General features: G+C 69.3%; 24 protein-coding genes and 1 tRNA gene. 18 read left to right on the top strand and 7 right to left on the bottom strand.

The genetic code is table 11. From position 1 onward, the window contains the following. On the bottom strand, window positions 1–1,317 hold the full coding sequence (locus AVP41_RS03270) for an MFS transporter (RefSeq protein ID WP_067160682.1): 1,317 nt from the start codon (window positions 1,315–1,317) through the stop codon (window positions 1–3). 240 nt (window positions 1,318–1,557) lie between these two features. On the opposite strand from AVP41_RS03270, the gene AVP41_RS03265 reads away from it, so the two are divergent. After that, complete coding sequence (locus AVP41_RS03265; protein WP_067160679.1) at window positions 1,558–1,917, top strand: MerR family transcriptional regulator; 360 nt, start codon at window positions 1,558–1,560, stop codon at window positions 1,915–1,917. 18 nt (window positions 1,918–1,935) lie between these two features. Here AVP41_RS03265 and AVP41_RS03260 read toward each other — a convergent pair whose 3' ends face one another. Further along, a complete protein-coding gene (locus AVP41_RS03260; protein WP_067160676.1) occupies window positions 1,936–2,784 on the bottom strand; it encodes a PIG-L deacetylase family protein in 849 nt (282 codons plus the stop codon). A 153-nt stretch (window positions 2,785–2,937) separates the two neighbouring features. Here AVP41_RS03260 and AVP41_RS03255 point away from each other — a divergent pair, with 153 nt between their 5' ends. The 3 genes from AVP41_RS03255 to AVP41_RS03245 are packed head-to-tail and all read left to right on the top strand — an operon-like array spanning window position 2,938 to window position 4,495. Continuing rightward, window positions 2,938–3,489, top strand: a complete 552-nt coding sequence (locus AVP41_RS03255; RefSeq protein WP_067160673.1) for a hypothetical protein — start codon at window positions 2,938–2,940, stop codon at window positions 3,487–3,489. Further along, window positions 3,444–4,142 carry a TetR/AcrR family transcriptional regulator gene (locus AVP41_RS03250; RefSeq protein WP_231902647.1) on the top strand — a complete coding sequence of 233 codons (699 nt, stop codon included), beginning with the start codon at window positions 3,444–3,446 and terminating at the stop codon, window positions 4,140–4,142. Before AVP41_RS03255 ends, AVP41_RS03250 begins: the two co-directional genes overlap by 46 nt. Beyond that, window positions 4,139–4,495, top strand: coding sequence for a VOC family protein (locus AVP41_RS03245; protein ID WP_157532370.1), 357 nt, complete (start codon window positions 4,139–4,141; stop codon window positions 4,493–4,495). Before AVP41_RS03250 ends, AVP41_RS03245 begins: the two co-directional genes overlap by 4 nt. 13 nt (window positions 4,496–4,508) lie before the next feature. On the opposite strand, the gene AVP41_RS03240 is transcribed toward AVP41_RS03245, so the two are convergent. After that, the gene (locus AVP41_RS03240) at window positions 4,509–6,524 is read right to left on the bottom strand and encodes a DUF262 domain-containing protein (RefSeq protein ID WP_067160667.1); all 2,016 of its coding nucleotides are present in this window, start codon (window positions 6,522–6,524) and stop codon (window positions 4,509–4,511) included. Between the two features lie 123 nt (window positions 6,525–6,647). Here AVP41_RS03240 and AVP41_RS03235 point away from each other — a divergent pair, with 123 nt between their 5' ends. The 5 genes from AVP41_RS03235 (at window position 6,648) to AVP41_RS03215 (ending at window position 11,716) form a co-directional block, all read left to right on the top strand. Next, complete coding sequence (locus tag AVP41_RS03235) at window positions 6,648–7,421, top strand: hypothetical protein (protein ID WP_067160664.1); 774 nt, start codon at window positions 6,648–6,650, stop codon at window positions 7,419–7,421. Window positions 7,422–7,585: 164 nt separating this feature from the next. Continuing rightward, a complete protein-coding gene (locus tag AVP41_RS03230) occupies window positions 7,586–8,368 on the top strand; it encodes a DeoR/GlpR family DNA-binding transcription regulator (RefSeq protein ID WP_067160661.1) in 783 nt (260 codons plus the stop codon). Continuing rightward, window positions 8,365–9,315, top strand: coding sequence for a 1-phosphofructokinase family hexose kinase (locus AVP41_RS03225; RefSeq protein ID WP_067160659.1), 951 nt, complete (start codon window positions 8,365–8,367; stop codon window positions 9,313–9,315). The genes AVP41_RS03230 and AVP41_RS03225 overlap by 4 nt, the downstream gene beginning before the upstream one ends. A 25-nt stretch (window positions 9,316–9,340) precedes the next feature. Continuing rightward, entirely contained in the window at window positions 9,341–11,416 is a 2,076-nt protein-coding gene (locus AVP41_RS03220; RefSeq protein WP_067160656.1) for a PTS fructose transporter subunit IIABC, read from the top strand. 30 nt (window positions 11,417–11,446) lie between these two features. Beyond that, the gene (locus AVP41_RS03215; RefSeq protein ID WP_067160653.1) at window positions 11,447–11,716 is read left to right on the top strand and encodes an HPr family phosphocarrier protein; all 270 of its coding nucleotides are present in this window, start codon (window positions 11,447–11,449) and stop codon (window positions 11,714–11,716) included. Between the two features lie 66 nt (window positions 11,717–11,782). Here AVP41_RS03215 and AVP41_RS03210 read toward each other — a convergent pair whose 3' ends face one another. After that, complete coding sequence (locus tag AVP41_RS03210) at window positions 11,783–12,421, bottom strand: MBL fold metallo-hydrolase (RefSeq protein ID WP_067160650.1); 639 nt, start codon at window positions 12,419–12,421, stop codon at window positions 11,783–11,785. A gap of 95 nt (window positions 12,422–12,516) precedes the next feature. Here AVP41_RS03210 and AVP41_RS03205 point away from each other — a divergent pair. Further along, a tRNA-Glu gene (locus AVP41_RS03205) sits at window positions 12,517–12,592 on the top strand. Between the two features lie 51 nt (window positions 12,593–12,643). Here the strand turns inward: AVP41_RS03205 and AVP41_RS03200 are convergent. Both AVP41_RS03200 and AVP41_RS03195 read right to left on the bottom strand, forming a co-directional pair. Then, window positions 12,644–13,744: a DUF4349 domain-containing protein gene (locus tag AVP41_RS03200; RefSeq protein ID WP_067162731.1), complete on the bottom strand. Its 1,101-nt coding sequence runs from the start codon at window positions 13,742–13,744 to the stop codon at window positions 12,644–12,646. Between the two features lie 5 nt (window positions 13,745–13,749). Further along, on the bottom strand, window positions 13,750–14,325 hold the full coding sequence (locus AVP41_RS03195; RefSeq protein ID WP_067162730.1) for an RNA polymerase sigma factor: 576 nt from the start codon (window positions 14,323–14,325) through the stop codon (window positions 13,750–13,752). Window positions 14,326–14,547: 222 nt separating this feature from the next. Between AVP41_RS03195 and AVP41_RS03190 the strand changes: the two genes are divergently transcribed. From AVP41_RS03190 to AVP41_RS03160, 7 genes are all read left to right on the top strand, one after another. After that, entirely contained in the window at window positions 14,548–15,621 is a 1,074-nt protein-coding gene (locus AVP41_RS03190) for a TerC family protein (RefSeq protein WP_067160647.1), read from the top strand. A gap of 158 nt (window positions 15,622–15,779) precedes the next feature. Further along, window positions 15,780–17,225, top strand: coding sequence for a 3-isopropylmalate dehydratase large subunit (gene leuC / locus AVP41_RS03185; protein ID WP_067160645.1), 1,446 nt, complete (start codon window positions 15,780–15,782; stop codon window positions 17,223–17,225). 1 nt (window position 17,226) lies between these two features. Beyond that, window positions 17,227–17,823, top strand: a complete 597-nt coding sequence (gene leuD, locus AVP41_RS03180) for a 3-isopropylmalate dehydratase small subunit (protein ID WP_067160643.1) — start codon at window positions 17,227–17,229, stop codon at window positions 17,821–17,823. A gap of 68 nt (window positions 17,824–17,891) precedes the next feature. Beyond that, window positions 17,892–19,253: a UDP-N-acetylglucosamine 1-carboxyvinyltransferase gene (murA, locus tag AVP41_RS03175; protein WP_067160641.1), complete on the top strand. Its 1,362-nt coding sequence runs from the start codon at window positions 17,892–17,894 to the stop codon at window positions 19,251–19,253. A gap of 6 nt (window positions 19,254–19,259) precedes the next feature. Further along, complete coding sequence (locus AVP41_RS03170) at window positions 19,260–20,018, top strand: lysophospholipid acyltransferase family protein (RefSeq protein WP_067160639.1); 759 nt, start codon at window positions 19,260–19,262, stop codon at window positions 20,016–20,018. Next, entirely contained in the window at window positions 19,984–21,144 is a 1,161-nt protein-coding gene (locus tag AVP41_RS03165) for an NAD(P)H-dependent glycerol-3-phosphate dehydrogenase (protein WP_067160637.1), read from the top strand. The genes AVP41_RS03170 and AVP41_RS03165 overlap by 35 nt, the downstream gene beginning before the upstream one ends. Further along, window positions 21,044–22,129, top strand: a complete 1,086-nt coding sequence (locus AVP41_RS03160) for a D-alanine--D-alanine ligase family protein (RefSeq protein ID WP_082828988.1) — start codon at window positions 21,044–21,046, stop codon at window positions 22,127–22,129. The genes AVP41_RS03165 and AVP41_RS03160 overlap by 101 nt, the downstream gene beginning before the upstream one ends. Before the next feature lie 10 nt (window positions 22,130–22,139). Here AVP41_RS03160 and AVP41_RS03155 read toward each other — a convergent pair whose 3' ends face one another. Beyond that, window positions 22,140–22,616 carry a DUF3515 family protein gene (locus AVP41_RS03155; protein WP_067160633.1) on the bottom strand — a complete coding sequence of 159 codons (477 nt, stop codon included), beginning with the start codon at window positions 22,614–22,616 and terminating at the stop codon, window positions 22,140–22,142. Between the two features lie 22 nt (window positions 22,617–22,638). On the opposite strand from AVP41_RS03155, the gene thiL reads away from it, so the two are divergent. Then, a complete protein-coding gene (thiL, locus tag AVP41_RS03150) occupies window positions 22,639–23,619 on the top strand; it encodes a thiamine-phosphate kinase (RefSeq protein WP_067160628.1) in 981 nt (326 codons plus the stop codon). The last annotated feature ends 37 nt before the right edge of the window (window positions 23,620–23,656 follow it).

Below are 23,656 nucleotides of genomic sequence, written 5' to 3'. Positions count from 1 at the left end.
TCACTCCGATCGTGCCCGCAGGATCGCGTCGAGGCGGTACCGCGACAGCGGCAGCAGGCTGAGCGCGCAGAGGGCGGCCGGGATCACCGATATCCCGACGATGATGGCGCCCTGCGCCGTCGAGGATTGGGTGATGTCGGCACCGTCGGTGGCGACGTACCCGCCGATGCTCAGGACGAGCCCCAGGAGGGCGGGGCCGAACGCGTATCCCAGCAGCTCGAACCCCGACCAGACGCCGGAGATCATGCCGATGCGGTTGGTGCCGCTGACCCGGGCGTCTTCCGCGGCGATGTCGGGGAGCATCGCGAGGGGGAACAGCTGCGCCCCCGCGTAGCCGATCCCGATGATCGCCGCGGCGATCAGGAGAGGGACCGAAGATCCGCTCCCCGCGGAGAGCAGGGCGACGAACCCCGCGAGCATCACGAGCGACGCCACGACGAACCCACGCTTCTTCCCCACCGCGCGACTGAGACGCGCCCACGCCGGAGTGAGCACGACCGCCGGACCCACGAAGCAGACGAACGCCACGGTGGCGATCCCCGGTTCGTGCACGACATGTCGGGCGGCGTACACGACTCCCGAGAGCACCATGCCGATCGCCACGGCTTGCAGGACGAAGGCGGTGACGAGCGAGCGCGCGTCGTGATCGGAGAGCACCACGCGCAACTGCTCCCGCAGGCGTCCGCCCGCGCTCTCATGTCGTGTCAGCGGGACACCGCGCGTGAACCACCACACCCCGATGGCGCCGATGACGATGAGTGCCGCCATGACGCCGGCCATGGTGCGGTATCCCTCCACGCCGCCGATCGTCTCGACGAGAAGCGGCGCCGTCGCCCCCGAGACGAGGATCGCCAGAGTGAAGACGACCACGCGCCACGTGACGAGCCGGGTGCGCTCGGTGTAGTCATCGGTGATCTCGGCGGACATCGCGAGGTAGGGCACCTGGAAGAACGCGTAGGCCGTCGCCGCCGCGAGGGAGAAGACGAGCACCCACAGCGCTCCGGCGACCGGGGGAGCGGTGGGACCGAAGAACATCGCGACGAAGGCCAGCGCCAGCAGGAGCCCGGCCCGGAGGATGAACGGCCGCCGGCGGTCGAACGGGTGTCGGGAACGGTCGCTGAGCGTGCCGGCGATCGGGTTGAGGAAGAAGTCCCACGCTTTGGGGGCGAACACGACGAGGCCGGCGATCACCGCTTCGACTCCGAGCAGGTCCGTGAGGAAGGGCATGAGGATGAGCCCGGGCACGGTTCCATACGTGCCGGAGGCGACACCGCCCAGGGCGTAGCCGGCTCGGGTGCGGCGGGGAAGGCCTGTCATGTGCGCGATCGTAGGGGTGGTCGGTCAGGTCCCCGTCCGGTTTACGCCCGTACCGTCACCTGGTGAGCGCGATACGGGACTTTCCGTCGCCCGGCCGGACAGCGGCTCGGCCGACGCGAGCGCCGGAGACGATGAAGGCGGCGGTCGGAACGTGACGTGGAGCGCGCTCCAGGTGTCAGGCTAGAGACAGAGAGTGGATCACCAGATCGGCCGCCGCGCCGACGGGAGGAGACGAGCCTGATGACGGCAACCCTGACACCGGGCGAGGTCGTGGAGCGGACGGGGCTCTCGCTCGACACATTGAGGTACTACGAGAAAGAACAGCTCCTCGGCCCCGTCGCACGTGCGGCCGGGGGCCACCGGCGCTATTCGGAGGACGACGTCTTCTGGGTCGGCCTCCTGAGCTGCCTGCGCACCGCGGGCCTAGGGATCGCGGACCTGCGCGAGTTCACCTCGCTCCTGCGCGGGACGGCCTCCTCGGGCGACCGTGTGGCATTCCTCGCCGCCCATCGCAACGAGCTGCAACGGCGGATGTCCCAGCTGGAGCGGGCCATTGGAGTGCTCGATGAGAAGATCGCCCACTACGGGGCCGCCGACTGACGTCGCGCACCGGCGTCGTCACGGCGTGAGGGGATCCGTCGCCAGGTCTCGCACGTGGTAGAACTCCTGATCCCACAAGGCGTAGACGAGCCACGCGGGCAGGCCGTAGGACGACTGCAGATAGTCCGCCTGTGACGCGTGGATGCGCCACCCGTCGTGCTTCCTTCCCACTTCCGCCGACATCGCGTACTCGGGGTCGGGCTGGTTGTCCACGACGAGCTTCCCCTGCTCGCCGCCGAACAGCTCCAAGGCCGTGGTCGGGCTGATCGTGTAGACCAGGTGCGCCGGACCGCGGTAGGAGCCGCCTTCGGCCGCCACGCGCGCGATCGCGAGCTCCGTGATCCGCCCCACCTGCATGTGGTCCTTGTGGCCGGTCGCGCCGCTCGCCGGCCAGAAGCCGACGACGACGTCCGGCTGCACGCGTTGCAGCGTCTCGACGACTCGCGAGACGAGCTCCTCCTCCGGCACGTCGGGAACGCCGCCGTCGGGGTAGTCCCACACGTCGTGTTCGTCGACCCCCAGGTGGAAGCTGTTCTTCAGCGCCTCCGCCGTGCGTACGATCCCCAAGTCGCTCTGGCGCGCGACCTCGGGGGTCTGGTGACCTGCCTCTCCGGCGGTCATCGTGATCATCGCCGTGTAGGCGCCGTCCCGGTCTTTCGCGCGCCAGAACAGCCCGTTGACGGTCTGTTCGTCATCCGGATGCGCGAACACCCCCAACACGCGGGTGCCCTTGAGCTCGCCGACGACCGAGTCGACGCCGCGCGCCGAGGGCATGTGGAAGAGGTGGCGTCCTGCCCAGTACCCGCCGGCGACGGCGAGGAGGAGGACGGCGCCGACGACGATGAGCGCGATCCAGCGCTTGCGCATGGGAACTCCTGATTCGGGTGGGTCGACGCTGACGGTGGACGCAGTCTATCGACGGCGCACCGCACCCCGCGGGGGCGTCGTCAGCGCCGCGCGCGGCTGATGGTCGCATCCTGTACGCTCCATTGAGCACACTTGTACTAATTGGAGGACGGCATGATCCTGATCGCGATCATCGCGTGTGAAGTGGCGTTCTGGGTGGCGATCCTCGCCGGGCTCTCCGCGCGCTACCTGTTGCGCAGGCGCCGACTGGGACTGGTCCTCCTGGCCCTCGCGCCCGTGATCGACGCGGTGCTGCTGATCCTCGTCGCGGTCGACCTCCTCGGTGGGGGCACCGCATCGTGGCATCACGGGCTGGCCGCCCTCTATATCGGGGTGTCCATCGCCTACGGGCACCGCATGATCGCGTGGGCAGACGCTCTGTTCGCGCGGAGGTTCGACGGTGCGCCGCCGCGGCCGAAGCTCTACGGCGCGGCGTACACCCGCGCGTGCTGGCGAGATCTCGGGCTCACCCTTCTGGCTGCAGCGATCGCCGCCGGCATCATTGGCGCGCTCGTTGTCTTCGTGGGCGCGCCGGAGCGCACGGCGGCGCTCGAAGGGTATCTGCGGATCCTCGGGATCATCGTCGCCGTCGATCTCATCTGGGCGGTGAGCTACACCGTGTGGCCGCGACGAGCACCGGCGGCCGCGGTCGGGGATCGGGGCTGATCGTGGTCGTCCGAATCGACCCGCAGCAGCGCGAGCGGGAGATCGCGGCCGCCGCACTGCGTGTGCTGGAGCGCGACGGCATCGCCGGCGTAAGCGTTCGCGCCGTGGCGGCGGAGTCGGGGCTCGCGGTCGCCTCTCTCCGGCGAGCGTTCCCGACGCAGGAGGCGCTGCGCCGATTCTGTCTGGCCGAGATCCGCAGTCGTGCCGGAGCCCGGATCCGAGCGGTGGAGGGTGAGGGAGTGGCGCGGGCCGTCGGCGTGCTCGAGGAGTTGCTGCCGCTGGACGCGGAGCGGCGCCTGGAACTCGTCGCCCAGATTCAGCTCGGCATGCTCTCGGTCACCGACGAGAGCCTGCGAGCGGATGCACGTGCACTCCACGATGACGTCCGCGGCGTCTGCCGGGCGGTGCTGGCATGGTCGGCGGGCGACACCGCCGATCCCGACGCCCTGAACGGCGCGGCCGCGCGGCTTCACGCGTTCCTCGACGGGCTCGCGCTGCACGCGCTCACGGCGCCCGACGAGACCGACACCGCGGCCGTGCGCGACCGCTTGCGTGCCTACCTCCAGGACAACCGCCTCCCACGAACCTCCGTAGAGCGACGCGTGGGGGCGTCCGAGCCCGAGACCACCATCCGACAAGGAGAAACAACATGAACCGAGTGGGACGAGCCGTTGTGCGCGTTTCTGACCTCGACGCGGCGTTGTCGTTCTACAGCGCTGCTTTCGGCTTCACGGCGCTGTTCGATCAGGAGATCTTCCCGGGATTCCGCGCCGTTCACGTGGGCCCCGGCGGCAGAGGCGACGCCGGGATCTGGCTGTTTCCTGACGCCGAGGCGCGGGGCTGTGACGAGCCCGTCGTCGTGATCTACACCGACGACTTCGACGCAGACGTCGTCCGCTTGCGCTCCATGGGCGCCGCACTATCCGAGGTGTCGAGTGAGCCGAGCGGCCGGTCGGTGACCTTGCGCGACAGTGGCGAGAACACCCTCGTGTTGGCGGAGGCGTGAGCGACGGGCGTCGTCAGGGCATCGCGTCGCCGATGTAGGAGTACTTGAGGAAGACCTCGGAGGCCCATCCCGCCTCGTCGAGCACACCCTGGACGGCGGAGAGCATGTATCGGGAATCCCACCCGAGGTAGAGGAACTGCCCCGGGGCGATCTCGTCCCACTGGCCGTTCCACGCCATCGCGGGGTACACCGGTCCTCCGCGTCGGGCGCTGAAGTCGATGACGCTCTGGCGCGACTCGGCCCACAGGCGCTGGAAGATGCGGTGGAAGAGGTACTTGACGTCCTTGACCTCCCAGTGCTCGCCGCGGAACTCGACGTAGTCGAACTCGCGCTGCCAGCCCGGAGGCCACCCGCGACGCATCTTGGCATCGAGCACGGGGGTGAGGTTGTCGTCGTCGATGCCGACGACATCGGGGCGCGACCACACGCGCATGAACTCGGCGGTGAGGTGCTCGGTGCGTGCGGCGATCGCGGCCGTTCCCCAGGTGGTGGCTTCGGCGACCTCGCGGCTGAGCGCGATGCCGCTGTGGGCGTAGACACCGCGTTTGGTGGGGAAGTCGGCGTCGAAGGCGCGCTCGGCCAGCTCGGGCTCGAGGAGCGCGAGGTTGCCGAGGGTGGGCGCGAGGGCACGGTGCGCGTTCTGCTCGTCGTCGCTGAGGTCTGCCCAGCGGCGCGTGCCGTCGCCGCTCCACTCGTCGCCCGGCGCCAACGGAACCAGGTGGTCGAGGTCGACGGCGGTGTCGGGCGAGACGTCCGACAGGCGGCCGAGCACGTAGACGGCGTGGGGAAGGGCGCTGTACTTGAGGCCGACCCGCGTCCGCTGGTCGGACGGTGTGATGCGCCCGATGGCGTGCGAGAGCGCGTCGATCCCGAGGGTGGATGCTCGGCACAGCCGGGCGACGAGCCGGTCGTTGGACAGGCCCAGGATCTCGCGGCGCAGGAGGAGCGACTGCAAGTACTCCACGATCCTCACGAGCTCGTGGGCCGGAAGCGAACCGTGGAGGTAGTCCCGGTACAGGCCCATGACGAGCGGGTACATGCCTCGCCCGAAGGTGTTCAGCCACGCGAACTGATCGCGCAATGCGGGATCGTCGATCGCCGCGGGATCGATCAGCGTGCGGTAGATCTCCGAGAACTCCCGCCACTGTGCGGCGTGACGGCGGAGCGAGTCGATGTCCAGTCGCGGGAAGCGTGCGCGGAAGGTGTCGTAGACGCCGCGCCCGCCGGTCACGGTGACTTCCCGCCCCGTGAGCATGACGAGGTAGTGGCGCCAGAACGCGCCGATCTCGTCCCCGGTGTTCTGCTCGATCGGAAGCCAGTACTCGCGCTCGATCTCGGTCTGCTCGCCGTGGGTGAGTCCCATGAGCACGTAGTTGTGGATGAGCTCGTGGTCGCGCAGCGGCTCTCCGGTGGAGTTGAGGCTCTCGAAGATCTGCTGCGCGTTGGCGCCCGCGCCCAGGGTGATCGAGACGTGCTCGAGCCGTCGCAGCCCGCGCCAGATGTGCGCGGCTTCCTCGGGCCGGATCTGGCTCCGGAAGAAGGCGTAGTTGTCGTCGAATCGCGACACCCGGTCCGCGTCCTCCGGCGCGCGACGGTCGAGTACGACGCTCTCGAACACGTCCGCCCACGCCCGATGGGGGCGGAGCTTGGTCGCGTGCGGATCGTCGGCGCGGATGAGCACGCGCTCCAGCTCGGCCGCCGTGGCGGGGTCGTCCACGGCAAGGGTGTGATGAAGTGCGGCGACGAGGAGCATGAGCGTGGTGATGCGCTGCTGGCCGTCGATCAAGACGAGGTGAGCACCGTCGGCGCTGGCGGCATCGGCCGCGGTGGAGAGGATCGAACCAAGGAAGTGCGTGTCGTCGTCGGCGGCGTCTGCCACCGCCCGCACATCGCGGAGGAGCTGCTCGCACCCGCCGATGTCCCACCGGTACTGACGCTGGTACACCGGGACGACGATCGTGGTATCGGGGGCGGAGAGCCACTCGATCGTGTTGACGGCGGTCGCATCGACATTCGTGGCTGTGGTCATGCTCTCGTATCGCTCCTCGAAACCCCGGACGAGTCTAGTCGGCCTCGCAGCGGCCCTCTGTAGGCTTGCCTAAGTCGGGCCTGTAAAAACTTCGCTGGTCCGACAGAAAGGGCATGATCCGTCATGGCATACATCAAGAGCGCTGCTCTGGAGGAGACCGGTTACGTCGTCCTCGACATGTACAACAAGCCGATCGATCCCAAGGAGTGGCTCGACGTCGAGTACGTCGACTGGAAGTCCTCGGGTGACACCCGCTTCGCGCCGCTGGCTTCGGCCAAGGGCGAGATCGAGTGCAACGGCTTCTGGAACCACAAGCCGCCGCGCACCGACAAGGACGGCGTCTGGATCGACTCGCAGACCGCGATCGCGCCGACGCTCACCGAGCGCGCGCTGGAGCCGGGCGCGAACGTCGGGCGCTGCCGCATCATCGAGCTGCAGCCGAACACGTACGCGGACTGCCTCTACAACCTCCACCAGGACGACAACAACCGTCTCAACCCCGATGGCACCGGCTGGGTCGTGCGCAGCTTCTTCAACCTCACCGACGACAAGGACAGCTTCTTCGTCCTGCGTGAGAACCGCACCGACCCGAGCCAGGAGACGCGGATCGCGCTGCCGGCGGGCGCGCAGCTGGTGATCGACACACAGCGGCTGTGGCACGCGGCGACCCACTACGGCGACTCCCCGCGTTACTGCCTCATCACGTCGTGGACGAGCGGTCCGGAGCTCGACGCATACATCGAGAAGTACAACGGGGTGAACAAGGTCGAGAGCGTGCACGTCGACCAGGAGATCCTCGACGCAGGGCAGGCGGAGCAGGCCCGGCGCCTCGCCGCCCGTGCGGCGGCACTGGCCGCTCGCGGTCAGCGCGAAGTCACGGTGATGAGCGAGGCCTGAGCCTCACATCCTTCTGAGAAGGCCCCGACGCGCCGTCGGGGCCTTCTCCTTTTGCTGCACCGCCGCGGCGAGCCGGCATCCGATCGAGTGTGGGAACGTGTGGCTTTACCTCTTGTGAACATGTTGTTAAGTGTTGTAACGTGTGGCTTGTTCAAGGAGGACGAATGTACGCGACGGAGCGCCAGCATCAGATCGAGCAGCTGATCGCGGTCGATGGCCGCGTATCGGTCGTCGATCTCGCCGATCGGTTCGCCGTGACCACGGAGACCGTCCGTCGCGACCTCGCCGCGCTCGAGTCCACCGGCGTCGTCCGTCGTGTGCATGGAGGAGCGGTCTCACGCACCCGGGTGAGCACCGCAGAGCCGTCCTTCGCGGAGCGTGCCGGGGTGAGGAACCCTGCCAAGCAGGCGATCGCACGGGCGGCGATCTCGCTCCTGGGTGGCTCGTTCACCGGATCGGTGTACCTCGACGCCGGAACGACGGTGGCGGCCGTGGCGCAAGAGCTCGCGGCGGTGGCGGCGGGGGAGCCCTCGTCGGTGGAGGTCGTCACCCACTCGATGACGACCGCTCACCTGCTGGCGGGCAGTGCTGTCGGGCTCACCGCGATCGGAGGCCGGGTGCGCGGGCTCACCGCGGCGGCTGTCGGCGCCCAGACGGTGGAGGCCATCGCGCGCCTGCGTCCCGATGTGGCCTTCGTCGGTACCAACGGAGTGTCCCCGGCGTTCGGCTTGAGCACCCCCGACCCCGACGAGGCGGCCGTCAAGCGTGCGATCGTCGCCTCGGCACGGCGCGTGGTGGTTCTCGCCGACGCGGAGAAGTTCGATTCCGAGCTGCTGGTCTCCTTCGCCCCGCTCAGCGCGGTCGACGTCCTGCTCACCGACGCCGCCCCGTCCGGCGCTCTCGCCGACGCTCTCGACGAGGCGGGCGTGGAGGTGCACGTCGCATGATCGTCACTGTCACGACCCATCCTTCTCTGGACCGCACGATCGCCCTCCCCGCACCGCTCCGGGTCGGCGAGGTACAGGCGGCCTCGACGGCTCGCGAAGACGCGGGGGGGAAGGGCATCAACGTCGCTCGTGTGATCGCCGCGGCGGGCCACCCGACCGTCGCCGTCCTGCCCCTCAACGATGGCGACCCTTTCGCCGCGGCCCTTCGTGGCGCGCGACTTCCCGTGCGCACGGTGCCTGTCCGGGGATCGGTGCGGGCCAATCTCACCATCGCCGACCCGGCGGGGGAGACCACCAAGCTGAACCTTCCCGGCGCCCCGCTCGCGGCGGCCGAAGCGGTCGCGCTCGAAGAGGCCGTCGTCGAGACGGCCGGTGGCGCGAACTGGCTCGTGCTCGCCGGCTCGCTCGCTCCTGGCCTCCCGACCGACTACTACGTGCGGCTGATCCGGGCCGTGCGCTCGCGATGGGGCGACAGTGCCCCCTCGATCGCGGTCGACACGTCGGGGGAGGCACTTCGCGCCGTCGTCGCCGACGGGCGTGCCGACCTCATCAAGCCCAACGAGGACGAGCTCGCCGAGCTCGCCGGTGTCTCCCTCGACCCGTCGCGTCCGCTGGCCGAGACCGTGGCCGACATCGCCCGGTCGCTGGTGCCCGCGCGCGTGGGCGCCGCGTTCGTCACCCTCGGTGGCGACGGCGCAGTGCTGGTCGAGGCAGGAGGCGCCTGGCAGGGAACGCCGCCCCCCACCCGCGTGCGAAGCACGGTCGGTGCCGGCGACAGTTCGCTGGCCGGCTTCCTCCTGGCCACCGTCAGCGGCGCGCCCCCGGCAGACCGGGTCCGGCTCGGTATCCGCTACGGATCGGCGGCAGCCGCTCTGCCCGGCACCCAGGCACCCACCCCTACTGATCTTCCGTCCGGCGACGTGCCGGTGCGGCAGCTCACACCCTGAGAATCATCGACCACTGGAGGTCACCGTGTCAGAGATCATCAACGCGGAGCTCGTCAGCCTCGACGAACCCCTCGGCGCAGACAAGCGCGCGGTCATCGAGGCTCTCGCGGCCCGCGTCGCCGCACAGGGGAGGGCGACCGATGCGGCAGCCCTCGCCGCCGACGCATGGGCGCGTGAGGAGAAGGACGAGACCGGTCTTCCCGGCGGGATCGCCATTCCCCACGCGAAGAGTCCCGCCGTCACCCGCGCGACGCTGGCGTTCGCCCGGCTGACGCCGGGTGTCGACTTCGGCGCGCCCGACGGACCCGCCGACCTCGTCTTTCTCATCGCGGCTCCGGACACGGCGGCCGAAGAGCACCTCGCGATGCTGTCGCGCCTCGCGCGCAGCTTCATGAAGGACGACTTCACCGCGGGACTGCGCTCGGCCTCCACGGCGGACGAGATCGTCGCCCTCGTCTCCGAGGCCGTCTCCGACGCGCCGGCGCCCGCTGCCGCCCCCACGGCGGCGGCGCCGGCCGCGCCCGACGAGAAGCTCCTCGTCGATGGACGTCCGGCTCGGATCGTCGCCGTCACCGCGTGCGCGACCGGGATCGCGCACACCTTCATGGCCGCGGACGCCCTCACCGCCGCGGGCCAGAAGGAGGGCATCGACCTCGTCGTCGAGCCCCAAGGATCCAGCGGCTACAAGGCGATCGACCAGAAGCTCATCGACCAGGCCGATGCGGTGATCTTCGCCGTCGACGTGGATGTCCGCGAGCAGCAGCGCTTCGCCGGGAAGCCGGTCGTCCGCGCCGGCGTCAAGCGGGGGATCGAGCAACCCGCGCAGCTGATCGCCGAGGCCGTGGCCGCTGCGCGCAACCCTTCCGCGGCTCGGGTCTCCGGAAGTGCCACCTCTGCCGCGACCGCCTCGGCGGCCCCGACATCCCTCGGGGGAAGCGTCAAGCGGGCACTCCTCACCGGCGTGAGCTACATGATCCCGTTCGTCGCCGGCGGTGGCCTGCTGATCGCGCTCGGCTTCCTCCTCGGCGGCTATCAGATCGCCTCCGCGCACGCGAGCGGTGTCAGCAACGCGGTCTTCACCCTGCAGAACTCGACGCTCTGGAACCTGCCGACGACCGACATCGTCTCGCCGCTCGGGCCGCTGGGGCAGTATCTCGGCGCGGTCGCCTTCCAGATCGGTGGACTGTCGTTCGGCTTCCTCGTCCCCGCGCTCGCGGGCTACATCGCCTTCGGCATCGCCGACCGCCCGGGCATCGCGCCCGGATTCGTCGCCGGCGCCGTCGCCGCGTTCATGGGCGCGGGCTTCCTCGGAGGTATCGTCGGCGGTCTCCTCGCCGGTGTTGCGGCGTGGTGGCTCAACAGCTTCGACGTGCCGCGCTGGCTCCGCGGTCTGATGCCGGTCGTGATCATCCCGCTGCTGGCCTCGATCTTCGCGTCCGGGCTGATGCTCATGGTGCTGGGCGGTCCGATCGCGTGGCTCATGTCGGTGCTCAACGACTGGCTGGGCAGCCTCACCGGTGCCGGTGTCATCATCCTGGGCGCGATCCTCGGTCTCATGATGTGTTTCGACCTCGGAGGACCCGTCAACAAGGTCGCCTACGGCTTCGCGACGGCGAACCTGGCCCTGGGCATCGCGGGCGACGAGCGCTACCTGCAGATCATGGCGGCCGTCATGGCGGCAGGCATGGTTCCGCCCCTCGCCATGGCCCTCGCCTCGACCGTGCTCGGCCGCGGCCTGTTCACCGAGCCGGAGCGCGAGAACGGCAAGGCGGCGTGGCTCCTCGGCGCTGCCTTCATCTCCGAAGGCGCGATCCCGTTCGCCGCGGCCGACGTGCTGCGCGTCATCCCCGCCTCGATGATCGGCGGCGCCGTCACCGGCGCCCTGTCCATGGCCTTCGCCGTGACGTCGAAGGCGCCCCACGGCGGTGTCTTCGTGTTCTTCGCCATCGACAGCTTCTGGCTGTGGCTCCTCGCCATCGCCGTCGGCACGGTCGTCAGCGCGGTGTCGGTCGTGCTCCTGAAGCGGTTCGCACGTCGCCGCCCCGCACCGGCGGTTATCGACGGTCGCGTCGAAGTACCGCAGGGCGCCGTCGCCGCATAGTCTCGAAGGACTGAACCTAGGAGGAACACCATGGCAGAACGCACCGCCACCGTCGCGAGCAGCTCCGGGCTGCACGCCCGTCCCGCGAAGCTCTTTGTGCAGGCGGTCCAGGCGACCGGAGTGCCCGTGACCATCGCGGTCGACGGCGGCCCCGACCTCAACGCCGGCAGCATCCTGACCCTCATGGGTCTCGGCGCCACGCAGGGCACGGTCGTGACACTCAAGGCCGAGGGCGACGGTGCCGAAGAGGCGCTCGACAGCCTGGTGGCGTTTCTCGAGACCGACCACGACGCCGAGTAATCCGTCACCGGAGACACGAAAGCCGCGGGAGTTTTCCCGCGGCTTTCGTGCGTCTGGCGGAGATCGTCAGAGGTCGGTCGACTCGCCGGGTTCGAGGGAGAGGAACTCTCCGCCGCCCTGCTCCGTCGCCCAGGTGAGCCGCGCGCGGTGCATGTCGAGCCCGACCCGCGACAGGGTCATCTCGTGCGTGCCGAAGGCGCGCCGGGGACCGACGGCCAGGACGAAGTCGATCGCCTCGCCTATCTTCAGCCACGGGGCGCCGATGGGCGCAGCGAGCAGCCCCACCTCGACGCCCTCGGGCACGGCGTAGGAGTCGCCGGGATAGTAGAACTCCCCGTTGACGAGAACCCCGAGGTTGTCGATCGTCGGGATCGACTCGTGGATCACGTTGTGGGTGCCCCCGTAGAAAGACAGGGTGAACGGCCCCGCGGTGACCGTGTCGCCGGGCGAGACTACGGTGACCGGGTGCTCAGCCACCGCTGTGGCGACGCCTTCGGGACCGTAGACGACGGCGTCGGGGAACGCGGTGAGGAGCCGGTCGAGGTGCTCGGGGGTCCAGTGGTCCGGGTGCTCGTGAGTGAGCACGATGGCGACCACTTTGTCCAGATCGTGGAGCGGCAACGTGAAGGCGCCCGGGTCGATGATCAGGGTCCTTCCCTCCGACTCCAGACGAAGGCAGGCATGTTCGTGTTTCGTGACGCGCATGCGACCAGTCAACGCCGTACGCGCGGTGCGAGCAAGCCGCTCCTCGATTTGGCGAGGGCGTGCGCGGCATGGCATAATCGAACGGTTGCCTGATCGGCCCCATCGTATAGCGGCCTAGTACGCCGCCCTCTCACGGCGGTAACGCGGGTTCGAATCCCGCTGGGGTCACCAACACGACAGAACGCCCGGTCTTCTGACCGGGCGTTCTGTCGTTCTCCTGGGTCAGTCCTCCGTCGAAACCTCGGCGACGCGGGCACGGGCACGGCCGCCGCGACGACGCCGGATGAGCCAGACGACGAGGATCGCGAGCGCGATCAGCCCCAGCCAGGGGAGCAGGAAGCCGACGGCGACGACGAGGGCGTTGAGGGCGACGAGCAGTCCGTTCCATCCCGCGGCGACGCCGTCGCCGAATCCGGCGGGATCGGGGGTGACGGCCGGCGCGGGAGTGGTCAGCGACACCGTGAGACTCGACATGCCCACCTGGTCCTCCAACTGGGTCAGCTGCTGCTGCAGAGACTCCAGATCGGCCTGACGGGAGGACAGGGCCTCTTCCGCGGCGAGCAGGTCCGCCGTCGAGTCCGCCTGGGAGATCAGCGTCGTGAGGCGATCCACCGAGGCTTCGAGGGCGGACACGCGCGCCCGGAGGTCGACGGCCTCGGAGGTGACGTCGCGGCGATCGACCTGCGACGAGGTGACCTCCCCGAGTGTGCCGAGCGCCGTCGTGGCCTCGGTCAGTTGCGCGGCGGGCACCCGGACGGTGATCCACGCGTCGGAAACAGCCATCGCACCGCCTTCGGGGACGAACCCCTCACCGTCTCGCATCGGAAGCGTGCCCCCGGATCCGAGGCTCATCGCCTCGACATACCCGCCTCGTGCGACGGCGTCCTTCCCGATCGCGTCCGCGGCCGCGCGGGCGTCGTCCACGACGACCGATGCGGTGGCCGTCGCGATGATCTCCCGATCGTGGGTGTTCACGCCCTGGTCACCGGTCACCGGAGCCACCGGGTGCGGGGCGGTCTGTCCCGACAAGTCGCGTCCCCCCTCTGCCTGCTGCAGGCCCACCACGCCGCCGGCGGGCGCGGAGCCGGCGGTCGCGTTCCGCCCCAGGAGGCCGGGCAGCGACGGCGCGATGACGGCGGCAGCCACGACGACGGCGGCCGCAGCGGTGGCGCCCGCCACCCACCTACGTCGCCGCCGAACCGGGTGCGCCTTCGGCCGGGAATCGCGCCGTCCCTCCTCGTGGATCGTGGCGAGCAGGCTCTCCTCGATCTCGCGGACTCGCGCGTCGCTCAGCGGAGGAAGCTCCGTGTCGTCGGCGTTCATGGCGTTCACCTTCCCTCCGGTTCGATGGCGCTCCGCAGACGCGTGCGGATGCGGGAGAGTCGATTGCGGACGGCGCCGTGGCTGACGCCGAGTTGCTCGGCCGCTGCCTCATACGCGTACCCTTCGGCGGCGCACAGACGGAAGATCTCCTGGTCCAGCGCGCTGAGGGTCGCGACTTCGCGCAAGATGCGCTCCGTCAGCTGCGCCGTGATGACCTGGTGCTCCACGTCGACCGTCGCCGGAATCGTCTCGTCGACGGCGGCGGCGGTGTTCGCACGGTCGCGTTGCTGCCGCCGGATCCGGTTCGCGCTCTGGAACCGGCAGATCGTCACGAGCCACGGGAGGGCGGACTCGCCCTCCAACGTCATCCCGGGGAGCTTTCGCCAGGCCGTGAGGAACGTCTCCTGCATGACTTCCTCCGCATCCGCCGCGTTGCCGACCAGACCGTGCGCGACCCAATAGACCGGCCGCGCGTAGGCGCGATAGAGGGCGCGGAAGGCAAGGGCGTTGCCACTCGCCGCCGCCGCGACCAGTTCTGCGTCGCTCTGTCCGGTATCGCCCCGGGCGGTCGGATCCGTCATGGTCTCCATATCGTCTCTCACGAGGGAGGTGTCCGTTCTCCCCAGACCGTCTCACAGTCCGCGTCTGGTCGTCGCCCGCGCGCGCTATCCTTGCCTGTGCGAGAGGGAGTATCCCGGACTCGCGCGTCCGTCATCACGGGCTCCGTCGTCGGGGCCCCGGGCGCGCGCCGCGACAGCGGGGGAGAGACTTTCGACGTTTCGTCACCCCTCTGAAAGGCCCGAATGGACCTCGACCTTCCCGTCTGGTTCGAGATCGGCGCGCTCGTCGTCCTCACGCTCATCCTCGCGGCAGACCTCCTCATCATCCTGCGCCGACCACACATCCCCTCCACGCGCGAGTCGACGCTCTGGGTCGTCTTCTACGTCACCCTGGCGCTCATCTTCGCCGGGTTGATGTGGATGTTCGCGGGCGGGGAGTACGCGGGCCAATTCGTCGCGGGATGGCTGACCGAGTACAGCCTGTCGATCGACAACCTCTTCGTGTTCGTCTTGATCATGGGTCAGTTCTCGGTGCCGAGGCGGTATCAGCAGGAAGTGCTGATGGTCGGGATCATCGTCGCCCTCGTGCTGCGGGGGCTCTTCATCCTCGCGGGCGCCGCGATCATCGAGCAGTTCAGCTGGGTGTTCTACATCTTCGGTGCGTTCCTCGTGTGGACCGCCTGGCGGCAGGCTTTCCCGGGCGGCGATCACGACGACGACGTGCAGCGCGAGAGCTTCATCGTGCGAGTCCTGCGTCGCGCGATCGACATCTCCGACGAGTACGACGGTGCGAAGGTTCGCACGGTCGTAGCGGGGAAGAAGATGTGGACGCCGATGATCATCGTCTTCGCGGCGATCGGCGTCACCGACCTGCTGTTCGCGATCGACTCGATCCCGGCGATCTTCGGCATCACTCAGAGCCCGTTCATCGTCTTCACCGCGAATCTGTTCGCCCTCATGGGGCTGCGCCAGCTCTACTTCTTGCTGGGGGATCTGCTCGACCGGCTCCGTTACCTGCATTTCGGGATCGCGTTCATCCTGGCCTTCATCGGCGTCAAGCTCGTCTTCCACGCCATGCACGTCAACGAGGTGGCCTTCATCAACGGGGGCGAGCACATCGAGTGGGCTCCGGAGATCAGCACGTGGATGTCGCTCGGCGTGATCGTGGTGGCCATGACGGTCGCCACGGTCGCCAGCCTCGCCGCCTCCGCCCGCGAGCGTCGGGCGGGCGGGGCGGAGGCGGCAGCGGCAGCGGTCGCCGAGGAGAAGGGCACGCCGCCGACGGTCGACGGCACGAGGAGCGCTGGTCCTCGATGAACCGGGTAGCGTCGTCGCGGTGGTAATCTGAGCCGGTGCGGATCGCTCGCCTTCTCCTTATCGGCCGCGACGAGAACTCGTTCTGAGCCCTCTCTCGTCGCGGAGTCCGACGCGGGCCTGAATCCGTGGGCACTGCCCCTTCCAGGAGAACGAGACACATGAGCACCCCGATTCCCGACCGTCCCCGCACGCTCGCCGAGAAGGTCTGGGAGGACCACCTCGTCGTCAAGGGCGAAGACGGACAGCCTGACCTGATCTACATCGACCTGCACCTGCTGCACGAGGTCACGAGCCCCCAGGCGTTCGACGGTCTCCGTGCGGAGGGTCGGCCCGTGCGCCGGCTCGACCTCACGATCGCGACCGAGGACCACAACACGCCCACGCTCGACATCGACAAGCCGATCGCCGACCTCACCAGCCGCACCCAGATCGAGACGCTGCGTCGCAACGCCGACGAGTTCGGCGTGCGGCTCCATTCCCTGGGGGACAAGGAACAGGGCATCGTCCACGTGGTCGGTCCCCAGCTGGGCCTCACGATGCCGGGTATCACGGTCGTGTGCGGCGACTCGCACACGAGCACCCACGGAGCGTTCGGCGCCATGGCGTTCGGTATCGGCACGAGCGAGGTCGAGCACGTCCTGGCGACGCAGACCCTGCCGCTCACACCCTTCAAGACGATGGCCATCACGGTCGAGGGAGAGGTGAAGCCGGGCGTCAGCGCGAAGGACATCATCCTGGCCATCATCGCCAAGATCGGCGCGAACGGCGGTCAGGGCTACGTGCTGGAGTTCCGCGGCAGCGCCATCCGGGCGCTGTCGATGGAGGGCCGGATGACCATCTGCAACATGTCGATCGAGGCGGGAGCGCGCGCCGGCATGGTCGCACCCGACGAGACGACGTTCGCCTACGTCAAGGGCCGGCCTCACGCGCCCACCGGCCAGGACTGGGACGACGCCGTCGCGTACTGGCGCACGCTTCCGTCCGATGAGGGCGCGGTCTACGACGCCGAGGTGTTCCTCGATGCCGGCGAGCTGGAGCCGTTCGTCACCTGGGGGACGAACCCCGGCCAGGGCGTGTCGCTCAACGACGTCGTCCCCGATCCGTCGACCATCGCCGACCCGAACGAACGCGCCGCCGCCGAGCGGGCGTTGGAATACATGGATCTGCGCGCGGGCACGCCGCTGAAGGAGGTTCCCGTCGACGCGGTCTTCATGGGCTCCTGCACGAACAGCCGGATCGAGGACCTGCGACAGTTCGCATCGATCGTGAAAGGCCGGACGAAGGCGGACGGTGTCCGGGTGATGGTCGTTCCGGGATCAGCACGCGTGCGACTGGAAGCGGAGGCGGAAGGTCTCGACAAGATCTTCACCGACTTCGGCGCCGAATGGCGCTTCGCAGGATGTTCGATGTGCTTGGGCATGAACCCCGATCAGCTGGCCCCGGGGGAGCGCTGCGCGTCCACCAGCAACCGGAACTTCGAGGGCCGCCAGGGCAAGGGTGGGCGGACGCACCTTGTCTCGCCCCTGGTGGCTGCGGCCACGGCCGTGCTGGGAAGACTCGCCAGTCCCAGCGACCTGGTCGCGCGAGAGACCGTGGAGGCCTGACATGGAGAAGTTCACGACCCACACCGGTGTCGCCGCCCCGCTGCAGCGCTCCGCCGTCGACACCGACCAGATCATCCCCGCGGTGTACCTCAAGCGAGTCACCAAGACCGGCTTCGAGGACGCGCTGTTCGCGAACTGGCGAAACGACCCAGAATTCGTCTTGAACCAGGACGCGTACCGCGGCGCGAGCATCCTCGTGGCCGGCCCCGACTTCGGCACGGGCTCCAGCCGCGAGCACGCGGTGTGGGCGCTGCGCGACTATGGCTTCCGCGTGGTGCTCAGCCCCAAGTTCGCCGATATCTTCCGCGGCAACGCCGGCAAGCAGGGCCTCGTGACAGGCGTGGTCGCCGAGGCTGACATCGAGCGGGTCTGGCAGCTGCTGGACGCCCAGCCCGGTGCGGGGATGACGGTCGACCTGCAGGAGCGCACCGCCGTCGTCGGTGACCTCCGGCTCACTTTCGAGATCGACGATTACACTAGATGGCGGCTCCTCGAAGGGCTCGATGACATCGGGCTCACCCTGCGAAACGAAGACAAGATCTCGCAGTTCGAGGCGCGCCGAGAGGCGTGGCGACCACGGACGCTCCCCGTTCCGTAGCCCGAGAACACGCCCCTCACGACGGGGTGTCGTAGGAGATTCCTCGAGATACAAGTGAGGTCGATCGGATGAACACACTCGTGAGCGAGTCGGCGTCGTCGAAGCCGAGCGGTCAGCAGGGCGAGACCCTGACGATCCGCGGCGGTCACCCGTTGCGCGGTCGCGTAGACGTGAAGGGCGCGAAGAACCTGGCGACCAAAGCGATGGTCGCCGCCCTTCTTGGTGAATCGGAGAGCGTCTTGCGCGACGTTCCCGACATCAGCGACGTGAAGGTGGTCCGCTCGCTCCTCGAGGTCCACGGCGTCCGCGTGGACGACGACGGGGAGGGCGTGCTGCGCCTGGATCCGAGCGGCGCCGTTTCGGCGCACATGGAGGAGATCGACGCGCACGCGGGAGCGTCGCGCATCCCGATTCTCTTTTGCGGCCCGCTGCTGCACCTCCTCGGGCAGGCGTTCATCCCCGATCTCGGCGGATGCCGCATCGGCGACCGTCCGATCGACTTCCACCTCGACGCACTGCGTGCGTTCGGTGCCACGGTGGACAAGCTCCCGAGCGGCATCCGCCTGTCGGCCCCCGAGGGGCTTCACGGGGCGAACATCGAGCTGCCCTATCCGAGCGTCGGCGCGACGGAGCAGGTGCTCCTGACGGCCGTGCGCGCGAAGGGCACGACGGAGCTTCGCAACGCGGCGATCGAGCCCGAGATCATGGACCTGATCGCCGTGCTGCAGAAGATGGGCGCGATCATCTCCTACGAGCCCAACCGCGTCATCTTCATCGAGGGGGTCGAGAGCCTCCGCGGCTACGACCACCGCTGCATCTTCGATCGCAACGAGGCGGCGTCGTGGGCGTGCGCGGCTCTCGCCACCGATGGGGACATCCTCGTCGCCGGCGCCAAGCAGCAGGAGATGCTGACGTTCCTCAACGTCTTCCGCAAAGCCGGGGGCGACTTCGACATCGCCGAGGATGGCATCCGATTCCGCCGGGGCGGCGCGCTCAAGCCGGTGATGGTCGAGACCGATGTGCACCCCGGGTTCATGACCGACTGGCAGCAGCCCCTCATCGTCGCGCTCACGCAGGCGGAGGGCGTCTCGACGGTGCATGAGACGGTGTATGAGAACCGCCTCGGCTTCACGCAGGCGCTCAACCAGATGGGGGCCGACATCGTCGTCCACCCGGAGGGGATCGCCAGCGACGATCGTCGCGTTCCCCGTCGGGCTCTGGAGCAGGCCGCGGTCATCACCGGGCCCACGCCTCTCCATGGTGCCGATGTCGTCGTTCCCGATCTCCGCGGCGGCTACAGCTACGTGATCGCGGCCCTCGCGGCCGAGGGGGTCTCGACCATCCGCAACGTCGACATCATCCGTCGCGGCTACGAGAAGCTCTTCGACAAGCTGTCGGCGCTCGGTGCCGACTTCACGGTGGCGAGCTGACCGGCCGTGTCGCCTCGTCGTCGCGCATCGGCTGAGAAGACCCGCCCGAGCGCCTTCTGGCCGGCTGCGGCCCTCGTGGTCCCGGCTGTCGGATGGTTCGCCCGGATCGAGATCTCCGGCGGCGAACACCTCCCGCAGGAGGGCGCGTACGTCCTCGCGCCCAACCACTACAGCGAATTCGATCCCCTCATCATCGCCGTCGCGACCTGGAGGCTGGGTCGCGCTCCCCGCTTCATGGCGAAGGAGAGCCTCTTCCGGGTGCCGGTGCTCGGATCCCTGCTTCGGGCGACCGGGATGATCCCCGTCGCCCGGGCGTCGACCGCGTCGGCGGCGAAGCAGACCATCGAACAGGCGCAGCAGCTCGCGCACGATGGACGCGGGGTCATCGTCTACCCGGAGGGCTCGCTCACCCGGGACCCGGAGATGTGGCCGATGCGGGGAAAGAGCGGCGCCGTCCGTCTTGCCCTCGCAGGCGGCCTTCCCGTCATCCCCGTCGCGACGTGGGGCGTTCAGCAGATCCTGCCGCGGTACGGGAAGCTGCGCGTGTTCCCCCCGCGCCGGCGCGTGAAGGTCCTGCTCGGTCCACCGGTGGATCTCGACGCCTTCCGCTCCGCCGTCGGAACGGCGCACCTCGCTGCCGCGACCGACGCCGTCATGGCCGACATCTCCGCGTTGTTGTCGACGCTCCGTGGGGAGCCGGCACCCGCGCAGCGCTGGGATCCCTCCGCGCATGGCCAGAAGGAGACCGGGCGCCTTGAGTCGTAGACAGGAGACGGTACGGCCGCGGGTGGCGGTGGTCGGTTCCGGCAGCTGGGGAACGACGTTCGGGAAGGTCCTGGCGGACGGCGGCGCGCACGTGGTGATGTGGGCGCGGCGCGCCGAGCTCGCCCAGGAGATCCAGGAGGGGCATCGCAACAGCGAGTACCTCCCGGGGGTGAATCTTCCGCGATCGATGTCGGCGACGACGCATCTGTCGGAGGCGTTGGACGGGGCGAGCCAGGTGTACCTCGCCATCTCGAGTCAGGCCCTGCGGCAGAACCTCAAGGCGGTACGCCCGCTCATCGCCGATTCCGACGTTCCGATCGTCTCGCTCATGAAGGGCGTGGAAAAGCGATCGGGCTTGCGGATGAGTCAGGTGATCGAGCAGGAGCTGCATTGTGATCCGGCCCGCATCGCCGTTGCTTCGGGGCCGAACCTCGCACTGGAGATCGCCCGCGAACAGCCCACCGCCGCGGTCATCTCCTCCTCCGATCAGGAGACCGCCGAGGCGGTCGCCCGGCGTGCACGAAACGACTACTTCCGCACCTTCGTCAACACCGACGTCATCGGGACCGAATTCGGTGGGGTGCTGAAGAACCTCATCGCGGTGGCGATCGGGATCGTCGACGGGGTCGGCTACGGCGAGAACACGAAGGCCTCCATCATCACGCGGGGCCTGGTCGAGATGACCGATTTCGCCGTCGCGCAGGGGGCCCAGCCGGAGACGCTCCAGGGCCTCGCCGGACTCGGCGACCTCATCGCGACGTGCCAGTCGCCCCTGAGCCGCAACAACACGGCGGGGCGCCTGCTCGGCCAGGGCTACAGCTTCCAGGACGTCGTCAAGCAGATGAACCAGACCGCGGAGGGGCTCGCCTCTGTCGCCCCGGTCCTGCAACTGGCGCGTGAGGCCGGCGTCCACATGCCGATCGTCGAACAGGTGAAGATGGTCTTGGACGGAACGATGAACCCCCGGGACATCGCCCCGCACCTCACGACGGACGACGACACCCCGAAGGGCGAGAGGACGCAGGATGGCAAAAGCGGCAGTGGCGGTGCTCTTCGGAGGTCGTTCGAGCGAGCACTCGATCAGTTCCGCAACGGCGGGAGGCGTTCTCCGAGCGATCGATCGTGACCGCTTCCGGGTGATCCCTGTCGGCATCACTCGCGACGGCGCGTTCGTCCTCGAGGACGACGACCCCGACAAGTTCGCTCTCGCGCCAGGCGCGCTGCCGGAGGTCGTCGACAACGGCACCCGGGTGCGGTGGCCCGACTCGACCTTGTCGCGGGAGATCGTCGTGGACCATGCCGACGGGCGACGCGAGTCGTTGGGCGATGTGGATGTCGTCTTCCCGATCCTTCACGGCCGCTTCGGCGAGGACGGCACGGTGCAGGGGTTCCTCGAGCTCCTCGGGCTGCCGTACGTCGGCGCCGGCCTGCTCATGTCGGCCATCGGGATGGACAAGCACACGACCAAGAGCGTCCTCAAGGCCGCCGGTGTGCCGGTCGTCCCGTGGGTCGCGTTCACCCGCGCTGAGCTGGACCGCGATCGTGACCTGTGGGAGCGGCGCGTGCGCGCGCTCGGGCTCCCCGCGTTCGTCAAGCCGGCTCGCGCGGGATCCAGCGTCGGCGTCTCGAAGGTCTCGGAGTGGACTGAGCTCGATGCTGCCCTGGAGGCGGCGTTCGCCGAGGACGTCACGGTGCTCGTCGAGCAGGCCGTCGTCGGCCGCGAGGTGGAGTGCGGCGTGCTCGAGGGTCGGGATGGTGCGCCGCCGCGGGTGAGCGTGGCCGGCGAGATCGTCATCACGGGGCGTGACTTCTACGACTTCGAGGCGAAGTACCTGGATGCCCCCGGCATCGAGCTGGCGTGCCCCGCAGATCTCCGCGAGGGCGAGCTCGCCGAGATGCAGCGGATCGCCGCTCGCGCGTTCGACGCGGTCGGTGGGGAGGGGCTGGCTCGCGTCGACTTCTTCTTCACCGGCACGGAGTTCTTCGTCAACGAGGTGAACACGATGCCGGGATTCACCCCGATCTCGATGTTCCCGAAGTGCTGGATCGCCTCCGGGATGAGCTACGCCGACCTGATCACCGAGCTGATCGACCTCGCCCGCGTCCGCTGACCGCCCCGCGTCAGGAGTCGGCCGGACGCTCGATGCACTCGTCGCCGGTCTGCGGAAGCATTCCCACCGCCGGTGACAGCGAGGACAGCACGGCGCGCGCGCTCACGACGTCGTAGTCGAGGTAGACCTCGACCGCGGGGGAGCGCCCGTAGGTCGTGAACCGGTACCGGGGGGCCTCGCTGTTGTCGATGATCCAGTCCACGCCGTCGACGGTCTCGCACGGGAGCTCTGTGGGCCCGGGGGCAGGAATGCCGCAGGTGAGGAGGACGGAGTCCCAGGCACCGGTGGCCTGTGCATCGGTCCAGTGGCGCGCCTGCCCGCCGACGGAGTCGGGAAGCCGCACCATCACGGCGGCGCAATCGGGGGAGTTCGCCTCGGGCGCCGGCTTCATCGACACGGTGCTCGCGCATCCGCTGAGGCCGGTCACTCCCACCAGAACGGCCGCGATGCCGAGGATCGGACGACGAGCGCGGCGCGAGGAGAACACTCCTCCAGGCTACCGTGGAGGGATGACTCCCTCGCCCTCGCCGACGGTCGCCGACGTGTCGGAACAGGAGCTGCTGGCGGCGATCCTGCGCGTGCTGGCGGGGTCGTCCCGCGCCGTCGTCGGGCCGGGGGACGACGCTGCGGTGCTGGCCGCTCCCGGCGGACGGGTGGTCGTGACGACCGACACGCTGGTGCATGGACCGGACTTCCGTCTCGCGTGGTCGTCGCCGTACGATCTCGGCTTCAAGGCGGCGGCCGTGAACCTCTCCGACGTGGCGGCCATGGGGGCGCGACCGACCGCGTTGTTCGTCGCGCTGGCGCTCCCCGAGACGACGACGATCGCCTTCGTCGAGGAGGTCGCCGCGGGCCTCCGTGCCGCCTGTGAGGAGCTCGCTCCCGAGTGCGCTGTCGAAGGCGGCGACCTCACCGTTTCGGACACCCTGACGATCGCGGTCACCGCGGTGGGAGTACTCGCGGGTCGACCTGTGCTCCGCTCCGGTGCCCGGCCCGGCGACGTCGTGGCAGTCGCCGGCGATCTCGGCCCGGCCGCTCGTGGTCTGGCCCTCCTGTTCGACAGGTTCCGGGACGGATCCGGTCGTCCCGTGCCGGTGGATCCGGCGCTCCTGACCGCGCGTGAGCGCGAGGAGATCCAGGCCCAGTTGCGGCCTCGGCCGCCCATCGGTGCGGGCGTCGGTGCTGCGGAGGCCGGAGCGACAGCGATGATGGATGTCTCCGACGGCTTGCTTCTGGACGCCACGCGGCTGGCGGATGCCTCGGGCGTGACGGTCGAGCTCGACGTCGTCGATGACGAGGCGGCGCTTCGCGGCGGCGAGGACCACGCCCTGCTGGCGACGTTCGCTCCCGCACAGGCCCTTCCGGCGGGCTTCCGGCCGATCGGTACGGTGCGGCCGCGCGGGGCCGCACCGGTCACGATCGGTGGTGAACCGGCCTCCGGTCCCGGCGGCTGGGACCCTCAGCGGGACTGGGACTCCGCGCGAGGCTGAGCGGTTGCGGCGCGATCGACGGCGCCCCCCGAGCCAC

The organism is Microbacterium sp. TNHR37B (genome assembly GCF_001620065.1).
GTDB lineage: Bacteria > Actinomycetota > Actinomycetes > Actinomycetales > Microbacteriaceae > Microbacterium.
The sequence above is the reverse complement of the archived record's forward strand: the minus strand, read 5'-3'. Positions and strand labels throughout refer to the sequence as shown.